General features: G+C 72.7%; 19 protein-coding genes. 5 read left to right on the top strand and 14 right to left on the bottom strand.

Features of this window, described 5'->3' with window-relative positions; translation table 11 throughout:
* Nucleotides 1-14 precede the first annotated feature (14 nt).
* On the top strand, nt 15-1,049 hold the full coding sequence (locus tag AB0O11_RS22840) for a methyltransferase (RefSeq protein ID WP_363389929.1): 1,035 nt from the start codon (nt 15-17) through the stop codon (nt 1,047-1,049).
* A 78-nt stretch (nt 1,050-1,127) separates the two neighbouring features.
* Here the strand turns inward: AB0O11_RS22840 and AB0O11_RS22835 are convergent, their stop codons facing one another.
* The 9 genes from AB0O11_RS22835 to AB0O11_RS22795 form a co-directional block, all read right to left on the bottom strand.
* Nucleotides 1,128-1,850, bottom strand: a complete 723-nt coding sequence (locus tag AB0O11_RS22835) for a class F sortase (protein WP_363389927.1) — start codon at nt 1,848-1,850, stop codon at nt 1,128-1,130.
* 103 nt (nt 1,851-1,953) lie between these two features.
* Nucleotides 1,954-2,568 carry a hypothetical protein gene (locus AB0O11_RS22830; protein ID WP_363389925.1) on the bottom strand — a complete coding sequence of 205 codons (615 nt, stop codon included), beginning with the start codon at nt 2,566-2,568 and terminating at the stop codon, nt 1,954-1,956.
* 307 nt (nt 2,569-2,875) lie between these two features.
* Nucleotides 2,876-3,196: a TcmI family type II polyketide cyclase gene (locus AB0O11_RS22825; protein WP_049659041.1), complete on the bottom strand. Its 321-nt coding sequence runs from the start codon at nt 3,194-3,196 to the stop codon at nt 2,876-2,878.
* A gap of 5 nt (nt 3,197-3,201) precedes the next feature.
* The gene (locus tag AB0O11_RS22820) at nt 3,202-3,657 is read right to left on the bottom strand and encodes an SRPBCC family protein (protein WP_363390056.1); all 456 of its coding nucleotides are present in this window, start codon (nt 3,655-3,657) and stop codon (nt 3,202-3,204) included.
* 1 nt (nt 3,658) lies between these two features.
* Nucleotides 3,659-3,919 carry an acyl carrier protein gene (locus AB0O11_RS22815; protein WP_363389923.1) on the bottom strand — a complete coding sequence of 87 codons (261 nt, stop codon included), beginning with the start codon at nt 3,917-3,919 and terminating at the stop codon, nt 3,659-3,661.
* 31 nt (nt 3,920-3,950) lie between these two features.
* On the bottom strand, nt 3,951-5,189 hold the full coding sequence (locus AB0O11_RS22810; protein ID WP_363389920.1) for a beta-ketoacyl synthase N-terminal-like domain-containing protein: 1,239 nt from the start codon (nt 5,187-5,189) through the stop codon (nt 3,951-3,953).
* 5 nt (nt 5,190-5,194) lie between these two features.
* Entirely contained in the window at nt 5,195-6,451 is a 1,257-nt protein-coding gene (locus AB0O11_RS22805; protein ID WP_363389917.1) for a beta-ketoacyl-[acyl-carrier-protein] synthase family protein, read from the bottom strand.
* On the bottom strand, nt 6,448-6,873 hold the full coding sequence (locus tag AB0O11_RS22800; RefSeq protein WP_363389914.1) for a cupin domain-containing protein: 426 nt from the start codon (nt 6,871-6,873) through the stop codon (nt 6,448-6,450). Before AB0O11_RS22800 ends, AB0O11_RS22805 begins: the two co-directional genes overlap by 4 nt.
* A 41-nt stretch (nt 6,874-6,914) precedes the next feature.
* Entirely contained in the window at nt 6,915-8,090 is a 1,176-nt protein-coding gene (locus AB0O11_RS22795; protein WP_363389911.1) for a SchA/CurD-like domain-containing protein, read from the bottom strand.
* Between the two features lie 315 nt (nt 8,091-8,405).
* Between AB0O11_RS22795 and AB0O11_RS22790 the strand changes: the two genes are divergently transcribed.
* Nucleotides 8,406-10,031, top strand: a complete 1,626-nt coding sequence (locus AB0O11_RS22790) for an FAD-dependent monooxygenase (protein ID WP_363389908.1) — start codon at nt 8,406-8,408, stop codon at nt 10,029-10,031.
* A 57-nt stretch (nt 10,032-10,088) separates the two neighbouring features.
* Here the strand turns inward: AB0O11_RS22790 and AB0O11_RS22785 are convergent, their stop codons facing one another.
* Entirely contained in the window at nt 10,089-11,750 is a 1,662-nt protein-coding gene (locus AB0O11_RS22785) for an APC family permease (protein WP_363389905.1), read from the bottom strand.
* Nucleotides 11,751-12,226: 476 nt separating this feature from the next.
* The gene (locus AB0O11_RS22780) at nt 12,227-12,853 is read right to left on the bottom strand and encodes a hypothetical protein (RefSeq protein WP_363389903.1); all 627 of its coding nucleotides are present in this window, start codon (nt 12,851-12,853) and stop codon (nt 12,227-12,229) included.
* A 557-nt stretch (nt 12,854-13,410) separates the two neighbouring features.
* On the opposite strand from AB0O11_RS22780, the gene AB0O11_RS22775 reads away from it, so the two are divergent.
* Both AB0O11_RS22775 and AB0O11_RS22770 read left to right on the top strand, forming a co-directional pair.
* Nucleotides 13,411-13,890, top strand: coding sequence for a hypothetical protein (locus AB0O11_RS22775; protein ID WP_363389900.1), 480 nt, complete (start codon nt 13,411-13,413; stop codon nt 13,888-13,890).
* A gap of 99 nt (nt 13,891-13,989) precedes the next feature.
* Nucleotides 13,990-14,250: a hypothetical protein gene (locus tag AB0O11_RS22770; RefSeq protein WP_363389898.1), complete on the top strand. Its 261-nt coding sequence runs from the start codon at nt 13,990-13,992 to the stop codon at nt 14,248-14,250.
* 54 nt (nt 14,251-14,304) lie between these two features.
* Here AB0O11_RS22770 and AB0O11_RS22765 read toward each other — a convergent pair whose 3' ends face one another.
* Both AB0O11_RS22765 and AB0O11_RS22760 read right to left on the bottom strand, forming a co-directional pair.
* Nucleotides 14,305-14,631, bottom strand: a complete 327-nt coding sequence (locus tag AB0O11_RS22765) for a hypothetical protein (RefSeq protein WP_363389895.1) — start codon at nt 14,629-14,631, stop codon at nt 14,305-14,307.
* Entirely contained in the window at nt 14,628-14,963 is a 336-nt protein-coding gene (locus tag AB0O11_RS22760; RefSeq protein ID WP_363389892.1) for an SAV_915 family protein, read from the bottom strand. The genes AB0O11_RS22765 and AB0O11_RS22760 overlap by 4 nt, the downstream gene beginning before the upstream one ends.
* A gap of 427 nt (nt 14,964-15,390) precedes the next feature.
* Here AB0O11_RS22760 and AB0O11_RS22755 point away from each other — a divergent pair, with 427 nt between their 5' ends.
* Entirely contained in the window at nt 15,391-17,613 is a 2,223-nt protein-coding gene (locus AB0O11_RS22755; RefSeq protein ID WP_363389889.1) for an NADP-dependent isocitrate dehydrogenase, read from the top strand.
* 587 nt (nt 17,614-18,200) lie between these two features.
* On the opposite strand, the gene AB0O11_RS22750 is transcribed toward AB0O11_RS22755, so the two are convergent.
* Complete coding sequence (locus AB0O11_RS22750; RefSeq protein WP_363389886.1) at nt 18,201-18,788, bottom strand: YdcF family protein; 588 nt, start codon at nt 18,786-18,788, stop codon at nt 18,201-18,203.
* Between the last annotated feature and the right edge of the window lie 21 nt (nt 18,789-18,809).

The raw sequence follows: 18,809 nt of genomic DNA, 5'->3' as shown, positions 1-18,809 counted from the left end.
CGAGGAACCCAGCCATGACCACCGCACCCGCCCACACCAGCACCCAGGCCGCGATGCGCCTGCGCGAGCTCGTCTTCGGCGCCGCCTGCGCCGCCGCCGTCCGCGCGGCCGCCCGGCTAGGCGTCGCCGACGCGCTCGGCGACACCCCGGCGACCGTCACCGACCTCGCCGCCGTACTCGACACCGAGCCCCGACAGCTGCGCCGCCTGATGCGCGCGCTCACCTGCTACGGGATCTTCGTGGAGAGCGGCGACGACCGCTTCGAGCACACCGAGATGTCCCGGCTGCTGCGGGAGGACGCCCCCAACTCGCTGCGCTACATCTCCCTCTGGTGCACCGAGCCGTGGACCTGGGAGGCCTGGCCGAGACTGGACGAGGCGGTCCGCTCCGGCCGCAACGTCTTCCCCGAACTGTTCGGCAAGGAGTTCTTCGACTACCTGCACAGCGACGCGGGCGACTCGGCGAAGGTCTTCGACAAGGCGATGACCACCTCCAGCCGGCAGTCCGCCGCGGACTTCGCCGAGTACCTGGACCTCACCGGCGTGAAGTCGGTGGCGGACATCGGCGGCGGCCAGGGCCACGTGCTGGCAAGCCTGCTGGAGAAGCACCCCGCGCTGCACGGCACCCTGCTCGACCTGCCCAAGGTGGTGGCCGGCGCCGACCCCCGGCTCCGGAAGGGCGGCGCCTTCTCCGACCGGGCCCGACTGGTGCCGGGCGACTGCCGGGTGGAGATCCCGTTCCGTGCCGACCTCTACATCATCAAGAACATCCTGGAGTGGGACGACGACAGCACCCGCCGCACCCTCGCCAACGTGGTGAAGGCGGCCGGCCCCGGCGCCCGCGTCGTGGTGGTGGAGAACCTGATCGACAACAGCCCCTCGATGCGCTTCACCACCGCCATGGACCTGATGCTGATGCTCAACGTGGGGGGCGCCAAGCACTCGGAGGAGAGCATGGCCGGGCTGATGGCGGAGGCCGGGCTGACGGTCGTCGCGGTCCGCCCTGTCAACCCCTACCTGCACGCCTTCGAGGCCACCGTGAACGGCTGAACCGCCGCTGCCGCCGTACGCACGGACGACCGCCGATCCCCGACTCACGGGGGCCGGCGGTCGTCCGCGTCAGCCGGGTCAGGCCTTGTGCGAGGACTCCAGGTGCGCGAAGACCACCACGTTGTCCCGGTAGTCCTGGCGCTTCTTGTCGTAGGCGCCGCCGCAGGTGATCAGCCGCAGCTGGGCGTCCGGCACCTTGCCGTACACCTTCTGGTCGGGGAAGGCGTCCTTGGCGAAGGTCTCCACCGAGTCCACCGAGAACACCGCGACCGTGCCGTCCACACGGTTGACCTCGACCTTGTTGCCCGGCCGCAGCAGCTTCAGCAGCAGGAACACCGCCGGGCCCTTGGCGGTGTCCACGTGCCCGGCGACGAGCGCGCTGCCGCGCTCGCCCGGGGTGACGCCGTCCCGGTACCAGCCGACCAGGTTCTTGTCGCCCGGCGGTGGCGCGTTGAGCCGGCCGGTCGGGTCCAGGGTCAGCTCGGTGAACGGCGCGTCCACGGCGATCTGCGGGATCCGCAGCCGGGTCGGCTGGGCGCGCTCCAGCACCGGCGTCTGCGGCACCGGGGCCGGGGCGGCCGGCACCGGGACCGGGGCTGCCGGGACCGGGACCGGGGCCGGGGCACCCGGCGGCCCAGGGAGGGCCGGTGCGGCGGCAGCCGGGGGAGCAGGCTGGCTCTCCGCCCGGTTGGTCCCCGGCCCGGTGTCCACCGAGTTGAAGATCAGCAGTAGTCCGACCGCTGTCGCGCCCATCCCCACGCGCAGCAGCCGGGGAATTCCAGTGGCGGAACCGTCCGTCATTCCTGTCCTCCGCTCAACCGGTTCCACGATGGGCCCGCCGCCCCCGGCTCGCCCGCCCCGTCTGGGGTGGCGCCCGGAGGCGGCGGGAGCAGGACGTCAGGCGTCAGACGACCGCGCCGGAGGTGCGGCGGCCGCGGCGCAGGGCGTACGCACCGGCCCCGAGGCCACCGAGCAGGAGCACCGCGCCGGAGGCGAGCCCGCCGCCGGTCGACGCCGTGCCGCCGCCACCGGCGTGCACGCCGCCGTGCGGGCCCTTGTTGTCCTCGCCCCGGCCTTCGTTGCCCCTTCCTTCGTTCCCTCGGCCCTCGTTGCCCCGGCCTTCGTTGCCGCGGCCCTCGTTGCCCCTTCCCTCGTTCCCTCGGCCCTCGTTGCCCCTTCCCTCGTTGCCACGGCCTTCGTTGCCGCGGCCCTCGTCGCCCCGGCCTTCGTTGCCCCTTCCTTCGTTCCCTCGGCCCTCGTTGCCCCGGCCTTCGTTGCCGCGGCCCTCGTTGCCCCTTCCCTCGTTGCCGCGGCCTTCGTTGCCCCGACCCTCGTCGGAGCCCTTGTGCTCGTTGTTGCCGCGGTGCTCGTCTTCGCCCCCGGAGTTCTCGGCGGACTTCTCCTGCCAGGTGAGGTTCTTGTCCTGGTTCGGGGCGCCGTCGGCGAACGCCATGGGGGTACCGGCGGTCAGGACGGCGGCGACGGCCGCCCCGGTGAGCAGCGTGCGTGTAGAACGCATGAGGATGATCCTTCCGGCGCGCAGGACCGCGACCGCCGGCACGATGCCGGACAAAGGGACCCGCGGAGGAGGCGCCTGATTTACCGTCACCCACTGCGCGGCCGCCTGCCACCGGAGCGTGGCCGTATCGGCACGGAGCGTGCGCCCTTTGGGTGGAGTCCCGAGTGTGTTCACTCGGGTGCCGAGTGCGATCCGGGTGAATCCGGTCCGCTCCCCGGCCGGTCGCGGGGCGTCCACGGACCGGGGCGCACACATGGGCCCGCCCCCGGCGCACGGCCGGGGGCGGGCCCATCGGGGAGCCGCCGGATCAGCGGTCCCAGCGGTAGAACTCCCGCGCCATCGCATCCTTCGGCTCCCGCCACGTGGCCGGGTCGTACGCCTGCACGTAGGCGGTCAGACGGTCGCTGACGGTCCGGAACTCGGGGTGCCCGACGACCTTGGCGACGGCCGGGCCCGGCGGGCGGTCGGCCTCGATCAGATGCAGGTAGACGTCGCCGAACTGGAACAGGCTGCGGCCGGTGACGCCGATCAGGTGCGGCAGCTCGCCCTGGTCGGACTCGGCGAACACCTCGGCGATGTCCGGCGCGGCCTCGGGCTTCATCCGGGCGACGATCAGCGCCCGGTGCACGCCGGTCACAGCTCCGCCGCCCGCTTCTCGACCTTCTCCCGGATCAGCTGCATCTGGACCTTCGAGTTCCGGTTGATGTGCTTGACCATGCCCTCGGTGTCGACCGGGGCGGTCGGCTTCATCGCGAAGTCCTGGATCCAGCGCATCTTCGTGCCGGCCGGCACCTCCGCGTACTCCCAGCGGATCTCCATGAACTCGAACGGGCCGGGCTCGACCCGGCGGGCGCGCACCGAGAGCGCGTCCCGGTCGGTCTCCCGCTCGGAGACCCAGCTCCACACCTGGTCGTTCTCGTCCGGGTGCATGGTGAGCCGGAACCGGACGAGGTCGCCCTGCCGGTCCAGCACCTCCACCGAGGCGTACTCGCTGAACAGCCGTGGCCAGTTCTCCAGGTCGTTGGTGATCTCCCAGACCAGGTCGAGCGGAGCGGCGATGACGATCTCGTTGTCGGTGTGTCCGGGCATCTCAGGCACCAGCCTTCATGGTGAGGGAGGAGTTGACCAGTTCCAGGAACTCGGCCGGGGTCTTGGCCGACTCGGCGCCCGAGGTGACCTTGAGGCCGTGCCGGTTCTCCAACTCGCCGACCACGCCGAGCAGGCCGAGCGAGTCGATGCCGAACGTCTCGAACTCCGCGCCCGGCAGCGCCAGGTCGCCCGGGGCGACGGCGACCCCGGCCCGGGCCTGGAGCAGCGCGGCGAGTTCGGGATAGCTGAGGGGGTTGTTCACGGGGTGTCCCTTCGAAGGTGTGACGGGTGGTTCAGGGTTGTCCGCGCCGGAGGACCAGCGCGGAGTTGGAGCCCATCAGCCCGCGGCTGAGCACCAGCGCGGTGTTCAGCTCGGCCGGGCGGGCGCGGTCGGTCACCAGGGCGAGGTCGTGGCAGACCTTGGTGACGTTGGGGGTGGGCGGCACCAGGCCGTCCTCCATGGCCAGTACGGCGGCTGCCACGTCGAGCATCGGGGCGCCGCAGTAGGCCCGGCCCGTACCGGTCTTGGGTGCGGTGACCGGGACCTGTTCGGCGGCCGGGCCGAGGGCGTCGGCCAGCGCCAGGGCCTCGGCCCGGTCGGCGGCCGGCACCCCGAGGGCGTCCGCGAAGACCACGTCGATCTCCTCGGGCACGACGCGGGCCTCGTCCAGCGCGATCCGGATCGCGGCCGCCAGTCCCTCCCGGGACTCCGCCCAGCGGGACGGCCCGGTGAAGGTGGCGGCGTGCCCGGCCAGCAGCGCCCGGACGTTGGCGCCGCGCAGGCGGGCCGTCCGTTCGTCCTCCAGCAGCAGCATCGCGCCGCCCTCGGCGGGGGAGAACCCGCAGGCCTGCTCGGTGAACGGCAGGTACGCGCGCTCGGCGTCCTCGGCCAGGCTGAGTTCGGGGTAGCCGAGCTGGCAGACCATCGAGTACGGCGCCAGCGGGGCCTCGGCGGCGCCGACCACCACCGCGTCGGTGCCGCGCTCGATCGAGCGGGCGGCGTGCGCGAGGGCGTCCAGCCCGCCGGCTTCGTCGCTGGCGACCACCCCGCACGGGCCCTTGTAGCCGCCGCGGATCGAGATCTGGCCGGTGCTGGCCGCGTAGAACCAGGCGATGGACTGGTACGGGCCGACGAACCTCGGTCCCTGGCCCCAGAGTTGTTGCAGCTCGCGCTGGCCGAACTCACCGCCGCCGGAGCCGGCCGCGGTCACCACGCCGACCGCGAAGGGCTGTTCCGGATCGGGCCGGAACCCGGCGTCCGCGACGGCCAGGTCCGCGGCGGCCATCGCGTAGTGCGTGAACCGGTCGGTCTGCACCAGGAAGCGGTTGTCGATCGCCGACTGCGGGTCGAACCCGTTCACCTGGCCTGCGATCCTGAGCGGCAGTCCCGTGCAGCCCTCGCGGGATATCCGGTCGAGGACGCTCACGCCCTGCCTGGTGGCCTTCCAGAAGGCGTCGGCCCCGACCCCGTTCGGTGCCACCACGCCGAGGCCGGTGACCGCGGCCCGGCGGCCCTGCTGACGTGACGTCATGGAACTCACCCCGTTCTGTTGAGCACGACGGCGGACTGGAATCCGCCGAATCCGCTGCCGACCGAGAGGATGTGGCTCAGCGGCAGCTCGCGCGCGGTGCGCGGCACGTAGTCGAGGTCGCACTCCGGGTCCGGAGTCTCGTAGTTGGCGGTCGGCGGCACCACGCCGTGGGCGAGCGCCAGGGTGCAGGCGACGACCTCGATGGCGCCGATGGCGCCGAGCGAGTGCCCGACCATCGACTTGATCGAGCTCATCGGAGTGCCGAAGGCGTGCCCGCCGAGCGATCGCTTGACCGCGGCGGTCTCGTGCCGGTCGTTCTGCTTGGTGCCCGAGCCGTGCGCGTTGACGTAGTCCACCTCGGTGCGGTCCACCCGGGCGTGGGCGAGCGCGTGGTCGATCGCCCGGGACATCTCCAGCCCCTCCTTGGTGAGGCCGGTCATGTGGTAGGCGTTGCCGAAGGTGGCGAAGCCGCCGATCTCGCCGTAGATCCTGGCGCCGCGGCGGCGGGCGTGCTCCAGCTCCTCCAGTACGAGGACGGCGCCGCCCTCACCGAGCACGAAGCCGTCCCGGCCGGCGTCGAAGGGGCGGGAAGCGTGCTGCGGGTCGTCGTTGCGTTCGCTGGTGGCCTTGATGGCGTCGAAGCAGGCGACGGTGATCGGCGAGATCGGGGAGTCGGAGGCGCCGGCGACACAGATGTCGGCGCGTCCTTCCTCGACCGCCTGGAAGCCGTAGCCGATCGCGTCCAGGCCGGAGGTGCAGCCGGTGGAGACGGTCTGCACCGGGCCGTGCGCGCCGGTACGCTCCGCGACCGCGGAGGCCAGCGTGCTGGGCGCGAAGGCCCGGTGCAGCTGTGGCTCGGCCTGCCGGTGGTCCACGTCCCAGCGGGCGCCGGCCGAGCTCACCAGGGCGTAGTCGTGCTCCAGCCGGGTGGTGCCGCCGACGGCGGTGCCGAGCGAGACGGCGATCCGCCACGGGTTCTCGGCGGCCAGGTCCAGACCGGCGTCGGCGATCGCCTCGTCGGCCGCGACCATCGCGAACTGCACGTAGCGGTCGGCCCGTTGGACGTCCTCCGGGCCCAGCCCGTGGGCCGCCGGGTCGAAGTCGACCTCAGCGGCGATCCGGGAGCGGAACCCGGTGGGGTCGAAGAGCGTGATGCCCCGGGTCGCGGTACGGCCGGAGGTCAGCAGGTCCCAGAACGCCGGGACACCGACCCCGCCGGGTGCGACCACGCCGATCCCGGTGACGGCGACGCGCCGGGTCACGAGCCCACCTTGGCGTGTTCCGGCGGCCCGGAGGCCGCGGTCCCCTCGGTGCTCACGTGGCCGAGGTCGGGGCGCGGGGCGAGCGGGCCGAGGTGGAAGACCATCCGGGCCTCGGTGTCGCCGACGTTGCGGAAGCGGTGGCGCATGTTGATCGGGATCATCAGGCCCTGGTCCGGCTTGAGCGGCCGGGTCTCCCCGTCCAGGTCCACCTCCAGGTCGCCGCAGACGACGAACACGAACTCCTCGGAGTACGGGTGGTAGTGCTCGCCGATCCGCTCGCCGGGCTTGACGATCGCCAGGCCCATGAAGCCGCTGGTCGCGCCGCAGCTGGTCGGGGTGAGCATGGTGCGCAGCTCGGCGCCGTGGCGGCGGTTCTCCGGTGCCTCGTGGACGTTGACGATCCGTGGGTACTGCGTGGTCATGATGGGCTCCTCCGGTGGCACTGCCGTTAAATGACGGAACGTCAGTTGTTGATCGGGTCGGCGGAACTGCGGTCGGTGACCGGGTTCATGGCGCGGGCGGCGAGGAAGGCACTGAGCCCGGCGGCGGTGCGCAGGTCGCCCTGCGGGCCGAGGTCGAGCAGCCCCGCGAGTACGGCCGCCTGCCGGTCGCCGGCCACTCCCAGGGCGGCCGCCGGGTCGGCCTCGGCCGGCACCCGCAGGTCGACCAGGCGCACCACCACGTCCTCGCGATGGAAAACGGTGGCCGCTGCGACCGGCCCGGTCGGGTCGGCGGTGGCCAGGTTGTCGTGCCCGGCCAGCAGCTCGGCAACGGCCTGCCCCTGGCCCGGACGGACCGGGTAGAGCACGGCGTGCCGGTGCAGCCGGGCGGAGTTGGGGGAGCTGGCGATCGCCTGGTGCCGGGCGGGCAGCGCGGCCTTGGCGAAGAAGGCCCGGGCGGCCTGCGGGTCGCCCAGCTGGCGGGCCTCCTCCAGGTGCGGGTTCAGCGCCTCCTCGACGGCCCGCACCTCGGGCTGCATCGCCACGTGGCGCAGCGCGTCGCCGAGGTTGCCGATCACCTCGACGGCGCGGACCACCCGGTTTCCGAGCATGAACAGCGAGGTGCGGCGCAGCCGGGTGTGCTCGTCCACCTCGGCCTGGGGGGAGGCGTAGCCGGAGAGGATGCGGGCCACCTCGGGCTCGCTGCCCGGCTTGACGGTGAAGGTCAGCGCGTGGCGGACCACGCCGTCCGGACCCGGGTCGGCCTTGGGCGGGCCGACGTGGCCGGCCGGGGCGGTGCGGGGCAGGCCGGGCGGCACCTCCATCGGGGCCCGGGTGCCGGTCGAGCCGGCCGCCGAGGTCTCGCGCAGCACGGCGTAGCGAAGCGAGCGGAAGCTGTCGCTGACGCAGCCGTGCATCGGCTTGACCATCTCCCGGTGGGCCGGGCTCTCCACCCACTCCAGGAAGGTCTCCTGGTCCTCCCACTCGCTGGTGATCAGCCACTGGCGCGGGTCGCTGATCGACTGGCACAACTGGTCCCTGACGTGGCCGGGGACCGAGGCCACCTGGTGGCGCAGCTGCTCGTACACGTCGAGGAAGCGCTGCTGGGCGCCGTCCTGGATCTCCAGCATCAGCACCACCCGCAGCCGGGTGTCGACCTCGTCCTGCTGCTTCGGCTGGGGTTCGGACAGAGTTGTCATGATCCACTTTCTGCTCTGGGCCGCACGCTGCGGGCCGTGTCGGCCGTGCCCGGCGGGTGCTCCCCGGCCTGGGAGGGCGGTGCGACGGCGGTTCGGCCGGGCGAGTCGGCGCCAGGCCTGAGGTCGATCGTGGGCGGCGCACCGGGCGCGGCGCGAGATTTGCGGGCCATCCGGGCGAAGGGGCGGCACGGGCGCCCTCGGGCGGGGGCGGGCGGGGGATGGAAGAGCGGGGCCCCCGGCTGAGCGGGCCCCGTCGAGGGCGGCGCCGAGCCCAGTCGCCGGGCCGCGGAATCCCCTGACAGGGCGGAGCAATTGATGAATCCGAAGGTTGACGACCGGGTGCCGGTCCTGATCGTGGGTGGCTCGCTGGTCGGGCTGTCGGCCTCACTCTTCCTCGGTCGACTCGGGGTCAGACACCTGCTGGTCGAGAAGCACGCCGACACCTCGCATCACCCGCGGGGGCGAGGCAACAACGTCCGCACCATGGAGCTGTACCGGGTGGCCGGGATCGAACCGGCGATCCGCGAGGCGGCCTCGATCCTGGCCCCCAACCACGGCATCCTCCAGGCGCCCTCGCTGACCGGCGCCGAGCAGGAGTGGCTGTTCCGGGAGATCGACCCGGGCGGCAGGCTGGCCCGGTTCAGCCCCAGTTCCTGGTGCCTGTGCAGCCAGAACGACCTGGAGCCGGTGCTCCTGCGGGCGGCCCGAGAGCTCGGCGGCGGCCTGCGGTTCAGCACCGAGCTGGTCTCCTTCGAGCAGGACGAGACCGGCGTCACGTCGGTGCTGCGCAGCCGGGAGAGCGGGGAGGAGCGGGTGGTGCGCTCGGAGTTCCTGATCGCCGCGGACGGCCCGCGCAGCCCGGTCCGGGAGCGGCTGGGCATCGGCCAGACCGGCAAGGGCGAGCTGTTCCACAACGTCAGCATCACCTTCCGGGCCAAGCGGCTGGCCGAGGTGGTCGGCGACCGGCACTTCATCGCCTGCTATCTGACCAACCCGGAGGCGGACGGAGCGCTGCTGCCGGTGGACAACCAGGAGGAGTGGGTCTTCCACGCGCCCTGGCACCCCGAGCACGGCGAGCCGCTGGAGGCCTTCACCGACGAGCGCTGCGTGCGGCACATCCGCACCGCCGTCGGCCTGCCGGAGCTGGACGTCGAGGTGACCGGCCGGGCTCCCTGGCACGCTGCCGAGCGGGTGGCGGAGCGGTACGGCACCGGGCGGGTCTTCCTCGCCGGGGACTCCGCCCACGAGATGTCGCCGACCGGGGCGTTCGGTTCCAACACCGGCATCCAGGACGCCCACAACCTGGCCTGGAAGATGGCCGCCGTGCTGTGCGGCTGGGCCGGGCCGCGGCTGCTGGAGACGTACGGGCAGGAGCGCCGCCCGGTCGCCCTGGTGACCGGCGAGCGGGCCTCGGCCCGCTCCGCCGAGCACAGCCACCCGGGCTACTCGGTGGTGCCGGGCGTCGGCCGGCAGGCCGGGGTGCTGGCGGTGGCGCTCGGCTACCGGTACCCGGTGGGCGCGGTGATCGGCGCGGACCGGACCGGGCCGGTGGTCCCCGAGCAGTTCGAGGCGGCGGGCGAGCCGGGCAGCCGGGCCCCGCACCAGTGGCTGCTGCGGGCGGGGGTCAGGCTCTCCACCCTGGACCTGTACGAGCAGGCGATGGTGCTGCTCACCGGACCCGAGGGTGGTGCCTGGCAGGCGGGCGCCCGGCGCGCGGCCGACCGGCTGGCGGTCCCGCTGGACGGCTACCGGATCGGCGACGGCGCCGAGGACGACCTGGCCCCGGAGCCCGGGACGGACTTCGCCGGCCTGCACGGCATCGGCCCGCAGGGCGCCGTGCTGGTCCGCCCGGACGGCTTCGTCGCCTGGCGCTCGCCCGGCCCGGCGCAGGACGCGGAGGCCGAGCTCACCACGGCGCTGCGGACGGTGCTCAGCCTCTGACGCACGTGGAAGGGCCCGCCGGTCGCACGGCGGGCCCTTCCTGTCGGTCGTCGGTGCTCAGTGGCCGCCCTCGTCGACCACCTCGACGTCGGAGACCTCGTGCTCGATCGCCTCGGCCGGCAGCGCCACCCGGATCGCCCAGAAGTAGATGACCAGCGAGAACACCGCCACCAGGGCCATGTCGGCCCACATCGGGATGTTGCCGGTGCCGTCCCCGAAGCTGCCCTGCCAGGAGATCAGGCCGAGGCCGACCAGGTAGGGGGGCAGCCACTGGGCGGACTTCCAGCTCAGCCGGGGCGCGTTCGGCAGGCCCTTCTTGATCGCGTACGCGGCGTAGCTGCCGAGGAGGACGTAGCCGAGCACGATCGCGATGCCCAGGCGGGAGAGGGTGTGCCAGCCGGACCAGTAGATGATGAGGCTGGAGACCACGAACGCGGCCGGGGAGATCAGCTCACCGGCCGGCAGCCGGTAGGGGCGCTCGCGTTCGGGCAGCCGGCGGCGCATCGCGCCGAAGGCCAGCGGGGCGCCGGCGTACATCAGCACGCTGGCGGAGGTGATGAAGCCGACCAGCTCCTGCCAGCTCGGGAAGGGCAGGAAGCAGATCACGCCGGTGACGAAGGCGATGGCCAGGCCGAACCACGGCACGCCGTTCCTGTCCAGCTCCTCGAACTTCCGCGGGGCGTAGCCGTTGCGGCTCAGGCCGTAGGAGATGCGCGAGGTCGAGGTGGTGTAGATCAGGCCGCTGCCGCCGGGGGAGATCACGGCGTCCACGTAGAGCACCCAGGCCAGCCAGCCGAGGCCGACCAGGGTGGCGAGGCCCGCGAAGGGGCCGTCGATGCCGGGGAAGTCGAGCTTGTCCCAGCCGTTGGCGAAGGCGCTCAGGGGCAGCGCGCCGATGAAGACGACCTGGAGCAGGGTGTAGATCAGGCTGCCGATGGCGACCGAGCCGAGCACGGCGCGGGGGATGTCACGCTTGGGGTTACGGCTCTCGCCGGCGAGCTGGATGGCCTGCTCGAAGCCGAGCAGGGCGAAGATGATGCCGCTGGTGCTGATCGCCGCGAGCACGCCCTTGGCGCCGAACGGCGCGAAGCCGTGCGAGGTGAAGTTGGAGCCGTGGAAGTTGGTCACGGCCAGCACGAAGATGGTGAGCAGCGGGACGAAGATCTTCAGCCAGGTGGCGATGTTGTTGGTGCGGGCCAGGACGCGCACACCGAGGAAGTTCACCGCGACGAACACCGCCATGAGGACGGTGGAGACGGCGAAACCGCTGGCGGTGAGGGTGTTGTTGTCGTTGAGCAGGCCGTCGGCCCAGGGCCAGTGCCGGGCGTAGCCGATCATCGCCTCGACCTCGATCGGCGCGACGGTGGCCGCCTGGAGCCAGGAGAACCAGCCGAAGGACATCCCCGCGAGGCCGCCGAAGGCGTAGTGCGGGTAGCGCGCGGTACCGCCCGAGACCGGGAACATGCTGCCGAGTTCGGCGTGCACGAGCGCGAGCAGCACGATCGCGACCGTGCCGATGCCCCAGGACAGCACGGCGGCCGGGCCGGCCGCCATCACGCCCTCCTTCGCGCCGAACAGCCAGCCGGAGCCGATGATCGAGCCGACCGAGGCCCACATGAGGCCGACGAGGCCGACGTGGCGGCGCAGCGACCGTTGGGTGGTCCCGTCGGGGCCGGTGCTCTGGCCGGGTGGGGAGGAGACCTGGTTGAGGGAAGCCATGAACGATCTCTCTGTGGGTGGGGGCTCCGAGGTGGGCGGAGCGCGGAGAGTTGCCACACAGTAGGTCTATTCATAGAGGTCTGCACAGATTTCATTACTGAATATTTACGTTCTTTGCCGGATATCCGTGCAGGTAGGGGGCCTCCCGCTCTTGTGCGTGTTACCCGACTCGCGGGTAGGTCCGGTACTTGAGCGTGAATTGAGCTTCGCTCCCGGGTCCCGGCAATGCGGAGCCCCATTCGTTCGTGGAAGTGGCGGGTATCGCATGGTTGTGCAGGTACCCGCCGCCGTGCCGTGTCTGGCGACCCGCTGCGCATCACGCCGGACCGCCGAGTGGCCGCTGTTGGGCCGCCTCGGCGGACGTCACTCACAGGTTGGGTTCGTAAACTTATGGGACACTGCACATGTCGGTGCCCCGGCCCGATTACGGCGGGCCGGGGCTCCACGTTATGCCGTTATGTCGTTATGCCGTTGGATCAGCGCTTCCCGCCCTCGCCGTAGCCCTCGCCCTCGCCGTAGCCCTCGCCGCGGCCTTCGCCGTAGTGGTGCACGACTCGGAAGCTGCCGACGACGCCGTCCTTGACCTCGATACCGTCGTGGTGGTGGAGGTGCTTCGGGCGCACGCCGTCGCTGGAGCTGCGGGGCCCGACGGTGGCGATGGGGGCGCCGTTGTCGCAGACCGCGCCGCTGAAGACCTCGACGGTCCGGTGGCTGTCGTTGCGGATGTTCAGCGTCTTGGCACCCAGGCCGCTGACCACGGTGATGCAGCCGAAGTCGTCGGCGGAGTACGAGCGCTCGTTGACGTGGATCACGCCCCGGTGGTGGCGCTTGTGCTCCCGGTGCTCCCGGCGCTCCTCGCCCCTGCCCTCGTTGCCCTTGCCCTCGTTGCCCTTCGAGCCGCCGTCGAGCGGCGCCAGGGCGGGAGCGGCCGCCGGGGCAACAGCCGCCGGGGCGACCGCTGCCGGAGCGGCCACCGGGGCCGCCTTCTGAACGACCGGGGCCGCCTTCGCCACGGGCTCGGGAGTGGCCGACGCGTAGGTGATACCGGTCACGGCGACGGCCGCCGACGCCGCGAGGACAATGGCGGTGGTCATCTTGTTCATGGACCTTCTCCTGTTTCTGGACTGGATCGGCTTGGTGCCGACATGAATGAACGTACCTACTGGCTAAATGACTGTCATATCAATCCGTGCCAAATGGTTGACGCCCAGGGCCGAACGGGTGGTCAAGTGCGTCGTCGAACTGCCCTCAGGATCGATTCGGCCGGTTATAAGTACTTCTCAAATCGCCTGGAAATTGGGGGAGTTGGCGGCGTGGGCTGGGTCGTTCAGGTGGCGCCAAATCCTGCTCACTCATTTGGAGTGCTGCCGGCCTCGCCCGCCGCGGCGGGGTCGGAATGACGGGGTGCCACATTGCGGGGGCGCCGCTGTTCGCTCCGAGGGTCGGTGTCGGGTCGGGTGGCCGTGGCGTGCCTGCCGCTGCCGCCGTCCGGGAGGCCGCCGGTCCCGGCCTGCCCGCCCGGCCCGCCCTCGGTGTCGGTGCTCGCCTGTCCAGCCCTCAGCCAATCGAACTCCCTTGGCGCCAGGACGGGTTGACGGTTCACCGGGGCGCCTCGACCAGGCCCGACGGGGCGGCATCAGCGTCGCGCGGCGGGACGGCGATGCCCTCGCCGTCCACCTGGTCCGGCGCGGCCGAGGCGGAGGAGGCCCTCGGTCGGCTCGCCCCGCCGGCGGGCCCGCGCCCGGCCCTCGGCGTCGCGCCGGCCGCCCTCGCGGGCGCAGGGCGGAGCGGCATCACCCTTTGGGCCCGGGGCGGCACCGGCGCCTTCACCTCCGGTCTGTTCTGCCGCCTCCCGCTCGCGGCCGTCCGGGGCGTCCAGGGCGCCCTACCGGCGGGACGGGACCCGATGGTGACGGCGGTGGAGCCGCTCCTCCTCGGCGCGGTGCCCACCCTGTTCGCCTTCCACTGGCTACTTCACCGGCCCGACCACCGTGCCCGGCACGGCGGCCGGGGTGCTGCTCCTGCCGGAGCCCGCGACGGCGGCGGTGACCGGCGTGCCGGTCCCCGGCGAGCCGCTGACGGCGGGCCTGCCGGCGGGCTCGGTGCCGCTGCTCGCGGCCGTCGCGGCGCCGGCGCCTGAGGAGCGGATGACGGCCGGTCCGCGGGGGCCACCCCGGCGGCCACCCGCGCGGGCGCCCTGTGGTCGCCGGGGCCCCGGTGGCGTGCTGTGGTGGTCCGCATGAACAGCTCACTCCCGGCCCGGGTGGCTACCGCGACCGCCTCCGTCCTCCTGCTCGCCGCCGCCGTCGGAACTGTGGTCGCGGCCGCCGGACCGGCATCCGCAACCGGACGCCGGGACGTCACCGCGGACCAGTGCCGGAGCGCGGGCGGGCACGTCGAGGGCAGCGGTTACTGCGTCGGCGCGGCCGGCGACGACACCTGGGGCCAGCCGATCGACGGCCAGGCGGTCAACCCGGACCCGCGGCCCGGAGAGGAGTGAGCGCGGTCGGGCGCCCCGCCCCGGACAGGGAGCGGGGCGCCGGACCGATGCCGATCAGGGCACCGGCCGCAGGGTGACGGGGGCCGGGGTGAGAGCGCGCAGGACGAGGTCGATGTGCACCCGGGCGGCGCCCGCGCGGTGCAGGGCGGCGGCGATCGTCCGCAGCTCCTCGGGGCCGGTGCAGGCGAGCCGCAGTTCGAGGTCGGCCTCGCCGACCAGGGACAGGCCGCTCTGGACGGCCGGGAACTCCGCCGCGAGGCGGTCGAAGTCGAGCGGGACCGGGCCGTGGCTGATCCGGGCGATCGCGTGCAGCGCCCGGACCGGCTGAGCCCGTCCCGCCGGAGCCGGACCGCCCGGGACGATCTGGAGCGGGGCCGTCACCGGTGCTGGAACCGGACGGTCGGGGCCGGGACGGGTGGTGCGGCGGGGGTGGCAGCGGGCGGGGCGGTGACGAACGGGACGGTGACGGAGGGGGCGACCAGCCTCGGGTCCACCACCAGGGTGTCGATCCCGAGCGGGACGGTGAGGTCACGGAGGGCGGGCTCGCCGAGTTCGACGTGGCCCTGGTCGGGCCCGAGGAGGGCGACGAGGGCCTCGGGGCTGGAGAATCCGACCGCGCAGCGGCGGCCGTCGCGCAGGTGGAACAGACGGAGTGCGGCGGTGCCTCCGGTGCCGGAGGCGGTGACCGGAACGTGCCAGACGACGCGGGCCATGCGGATGCTCCCGAGTGGGGTGGTGGTGCCTGCCGGAACTGACTGCCTCGACGCTAGGACGGCCCGGCCCGGGTGCCGCCGGTCCTGACGCGGCGTTGACCGAATGGGGACGTGCGTTGACGCAGCCCTGACGTCCGGCTCACCCGAGTGGACCAACCCACTGGTCGAGCGCTCCGCTTGCCGCGCGTCCCGAGCCGGACGACCGTGGAGTTCGTCCCCTGTCACGTCCCCCGTCGCGAGCCCCGTCACGACCGCTGTCGCGACCGCCGGAGCGACCCCGACGCGAGGGCCGCAGCGCCCCCGACGCGAGGGTCGCAGCGCCCGCCGACCGGGCCGGTGCGCGCCCGGGGGCGGGGGGAGGTGGAGCTGGGGGCCCGTGACGAGATATCTTGACGTCAAGACGTTGGAGACGTGAAGCGGAGTACCGATGACTGACTCGACCATCATCTATACGCACACCGACGAGGCTCCGGCCCTGGCGACCTACTCGTTCCTGCCGGTGGTCCAGGCGTACGCCTCGACCGCGGGTGTGCGGGTGGAGACCCGCGACATCTCCCTGGCCGGGCGGATCATCGCGAGCTTCCCGGAGCGTCTGACCGAGGCGCAGCGGATCGGCGACGCCCTGGCCGAGCTGGGTGAGCTGGCCAAGACCCCGGGTGCCAACATCATCAAGCTGCCGAACATCTCGGCCTCGGTGCCGCAGCTCAAGGCCGCCATCGCCGAGCTCCAGGCCCAGGGCTACGCCCTGCCGGACTACCCGGACGACCCGCAGACCGACGAGGACAAGGACGTCCGCGCCCGCTACGACAAGGTCAAGGGCAGCGCCGTCAACCCGGTCCTGCGCGAGGGCAACTCGGACCGTCGCGCCCCGCAGTCGGTCAAGAACTACGCCAAGACCCACCCGCACCGCATGGGTGCCTGGACGGCCGACTCCAAGACCAACGTCGCCACCATGGGTGAGAACGACTTCCGGTCCACCGAGAAGTCCGCCGTGATCGCCGCCGACGGTGCGCTGCGCATCGAGCTGCTCGGCGAGGACGGCACCACCACCGTGCTGCGTGAGAAGGTGCCGGTGCTGGCCGGCGAGGTCGTCGACGCCTCGGTGATGCGGGCCGCCGCCCTCAACGAGTTCCTGGCCGCGCAGGTCGCCCGTGCCAAGGCCGAGGGCGTGCTGTTCTCGGTGCACCTGAAGGCCACCATGATGAAGGTCTCCGACCCGATCATCTTCGGCCACGTGGTCCGCGCCTTCTTCCCGAAGACCTTCGCCAAGTACGGCGAGGTGCTGGTCGCCGCCGGTCTGAACCCGAACAACGGCCTCGGCGGCATCCTGGCCGGCCTCGACAACGTGCCGCACCTCGGTGCCGAGATCAAGGCCTCCTTCGAGGCCGAGCTGGCCGAGGGCCCGGCCCTGGCCATGGTCGACTCCGACAAGGGCATCACCAACCTGCACGTGCCGAGCGACGTCATCGTCGACGCCTCGATGCCGGCCATGATCCGCACCTCCGGCCACATGTGGGGCCCGGACGGCGAGGAGGCCGACACCCTCGCCGTGCTGCCGGACAGCAGCTACTCCGGCGTGTACCAGGCCGTCATCGACGACTGCCGCGCCCACGGTGCCCTGGACCCGGCGACCATCGGCTCGGTGCCGAACGTCGGCCTCATGGCCCAGAAGGCCGAGGAGTACGGCTCGCACGACAAGACCTTCGAGATCGACGCCGCGGGCACCGTCCGCCTGGTCGACACCGAGGGCAACGTGGTGCTGGAGCAGACCGTCCAGCCGGGCGACATCTTCCGTGCCTGCCAGACCAAGGACCTGCCGATCCAGGACTGGGTCAAGCTGGCCGTCACCCGCGCCCGCGCCACCGGTGTCCCGGCGGTGTTCTGGCTGGACGAGCACCGCGCCCACGACGCTGTGCTGATCGAGAAGGTCAAGACGTACCTGTCGGAGCACGACACCACCGGCCTGCAGATCGAGATCAAGTCCCCGGTCGAGGCCACCAAGTTCTCGCTGGAGCGCATCCGCCGCGGCGAGGACACCATCTCGGTGACCGGCAACGTGCTGCGCGACTACCTGACCGACCTGTTCCCGATCCTGGAGCTGGGCACCAGCGCCAAGATGCTGTCGGTCGTCCCGCTGATGGCGGGCGGCGGCCTGTTCGAGACCGGCGCCGGCGGCTCCGCCCCGAAGCACGTCCAGCAGCTGGTCAAGGAGAACTACCTGCGCTGGGACAGCCTGGGCGAGTTCTTCGCGCTGGCCGCCAGCTTCGAGCACCTGGCCAGCAGCACCGACAACGCCCGCGCCCAGGTGCTGGCCGACACCCTGGACCGCGCCACCGGCACCTTCCTCAACGAGGACAAGTCGCCGAGCCGCCGCCTCGGTGGCATCGACAACCGCGGCAGCCACTTCTACCTGGCCCTGTACTGGGCCCAGGAGCTGGCCGAGCAGACCGCCGACGCCGAGCTGGCCCAGGCCTTCGCCGGCCTGGCCGCGGCGCTGACCGAGCAGGAGTCGGCCATCGTGGACGAGCTGATCGCCGTCCAGGGCTCGCCGGTCGACCTCGGCGGCTACTACCAGCCGGACCCGGCCAAGGCCGCCGCCGTGATGCGCCCGTCCAAGACCTTCAACGAGGCGATCGCCAACCTCGGCTGAATCCGGCCGAGTTGAGGCACCGGGAGGCCCCCGGGTCCGTCCTACGGACCCGGGGGCCTCCTCCGTGCTCAGGCGCCGGCCGTCCGCCGGCGGCCGAGCAGGCCGTCCTCGGGCAGGAGGATCAGCTGCCCGCCCCAGACCAGCACGGTGGCGACCAGGCAGGCGAGTGCGATCAGGATGCCCATCCCGATCCTGAACGGCCGGTGCTCGGCCACCTCGCCGGTCGAACCGTCCGCCCAGACCTGCTCCTGACGGCCGTCCGGATGGTTCCCGCCGGGGGAGCGCCGGACCTGCTCCCAGTCCTGCCCGGCGGTAGGTGCAGCTGTAGACGTCGACCGCGCCGATCGGTCCGCGGTCGGTGTCCAGGGTCTCCGAACCGGAGACGTGGCAGCCGCTCAGGGTGGCCGTCACCGCCTGGTCGCTGCGCATCCAGCTCCGGATGTCGTACGTGGCGGACGCCGTCATCAGGACGCCGAGCAGCGGTGGCACGAGCAGGAAGAGACCGACGCCCGCGACCGCACCGGGGGAGAGCTCGTCCCGCAGGAACGGCCCCGAGGTGGCCCAGAGCCCGGCTCCGGGACCGGCCCTCAGGCGCGGCCGAGCAGGGCGAGGGCGGTGCCGACGGCCTCGCGCAGCAGGAGGTACGGGCCGTGTGCCAGCGGGCCGTCCGCGCCGAGCACGGCGGCGGGGACACCGGCCCGGCGGGCGGCCAGGGAGGAGCGGACGGTGTGGAAGCCGTTGGTGACCACCGTGCAGCGGTAGCCGGGGCGCTCGGCGGCCATCAGGGCGGCGCTGAAGCGCAGGTTCTCGGCGGTGTTCACGGCCCGCTCCTCGCGCCGGATGCGCTCCTCCGGGACGCCCCGGGCGACCAGGTAGCGGGCCATCGCGGCGGCCTCGGTGCAGTCCTCGTGCGGGCCCTTCCCGCCGGTCACCAGGACCAGCGGGGCGTACCCGGCGGCCTCCTCGGCAGCGAAACGTTCCAGCGCGGCGTCCAGCCGGGCCGCCAGCGGGGGTGCGGGCTCGCAGCCGTCCAGCGCGGCGCCCAGGACCACCAGGTAATCGGAGCCGGCCGGCGCGGGCCGGCGGCGGTGGTACAGCGCCAGGCCGAGGAAGCCGAGCAGCCAGAGCAGGACGTACCCGCAGAGCAGGGCGGCGACGATCGGCAGGACGTGCATATCCCTTCGAACGCATCCGGC

This window comes from Kitasatospora sp. NPDC093102 (genome assembly GCF_040683915.1).
Taxonomy (GTDB): domain Bacteria; phylum Actinomycetota; class Actinomycetes; order Streptomycetales; family Streptomycetaceae; genus Kitasatospora.
This window is presented reverse-complemented; position numbering and strand designations above follow the sequence as displayed.

Bases quoted from the DNA above. Each gene is read 5' to 3' on its own strand.
- AB0O11_RS22835 (WP_363389927.1), bottom strand. From the start codon at position 1,850: ATGACGGACGGTTCCGCCACTGGAATTCCCCGGCTGCTGCGCGTGGGG.
- AB0O11_RS22820 (WP_363390056.1), bottom strand. From the start codon at position 3,657: ATGCCCGGACACACCGACAACGAGATCGTCATCGCCGCTCCGCTCGAC.
- AB0O11_RS22750 (WP_363389886.1), bottom strand. From the start codon at position 18,788: ATGCACGTCCTGCCGATCGTCGCCGCCCTGCTCTGCGGGTACGTCCTG.
- AB0O11_RS22785 (WP_363389905.1), bottom strand. From the start codon at position 11,750: ATGGCTTCCCTCAACCAGGTCTCCTCCCCACCCGGCCAGAGCACCGGC.
- AB0O11_RS22810 (WP_363389920.1), bottom strand. From the start codon at position 5,189: ATGACGTCACGTCAGCAGGGCCGCCGGGCCGCGGTCACCGGCCTCGGC.
- AB0O11_RS22760 (WP_363389892.1), bottom strand. From the start codon at position 14,963: ATGGCCCGCGTCGTCTGGCACGTTCCGGTCACCGCCTCCGGCACCGGA.
- AB0O11_RS22790 (WP_363389908.1), top strand. From the start codon at position 8,406: ATGAATCCGAAGGTTGACGACCGGGTGCCGGTCCTGATCGTGGGTGGC.
- AB0O11_RS22770 (WP_363389898.1), top strand. From the start codon at position 13,990: ATGAACAGCTCACTCCCGGCCCGGGTGGCTACCGCGACCGCCTCCGTC.
- AB0O11_RS22840 (WP_363389929.1), top strand. From the start codon at position 15: ATGACCACCGCACCCGCCCACACCAGCACCCAGGCCGCGATGCGCCTG.
- AB0O11_RS22830 (WP_363389925.1), bottom strand. From the start codon at position 2,568: ATGCGTTCTACACGCACGCTGCTCACCGGGGCGGCCGTCGCCGCCGTC.
- AB0O11_RS22795 (WP_363389911.1), bottom strand. From the start codon at position 8,090: ATGACAACTCTGTCCGAACCCCAGCCGAAGCAGCAGGACGAGGTCGAC.
- AB0O11_RS22755 (WP_363389889.1), top strand. From the start codon at position 15,391: ATGACTGACTCGACCATCATCTATACGCACACCGACGAGGCTCCGGCC.
- AB0O11_RS22780 (WP_363389903.1), bottom strand. From the start codon at position 12,853: ATGAACAAGATGACCACCGCCATTGTCCTCGCGGCGTCGGCGGCCGTC.
- AB0O11_RS22775 (WP_363389900.1), top strand. From the start codon at position 13,411: ATGCCCTCGCCGTCCACCTGGTCCGGCGCGGCCGAGGCGGAGGAGGCC.
- AB0O11_RS22800 (WP_363389914.1), bottom strand. From the start codon at position 6,873: ATGACCACGCAGTACCCACGGATCGTCAACGTCCACGAGGCACCGGAG.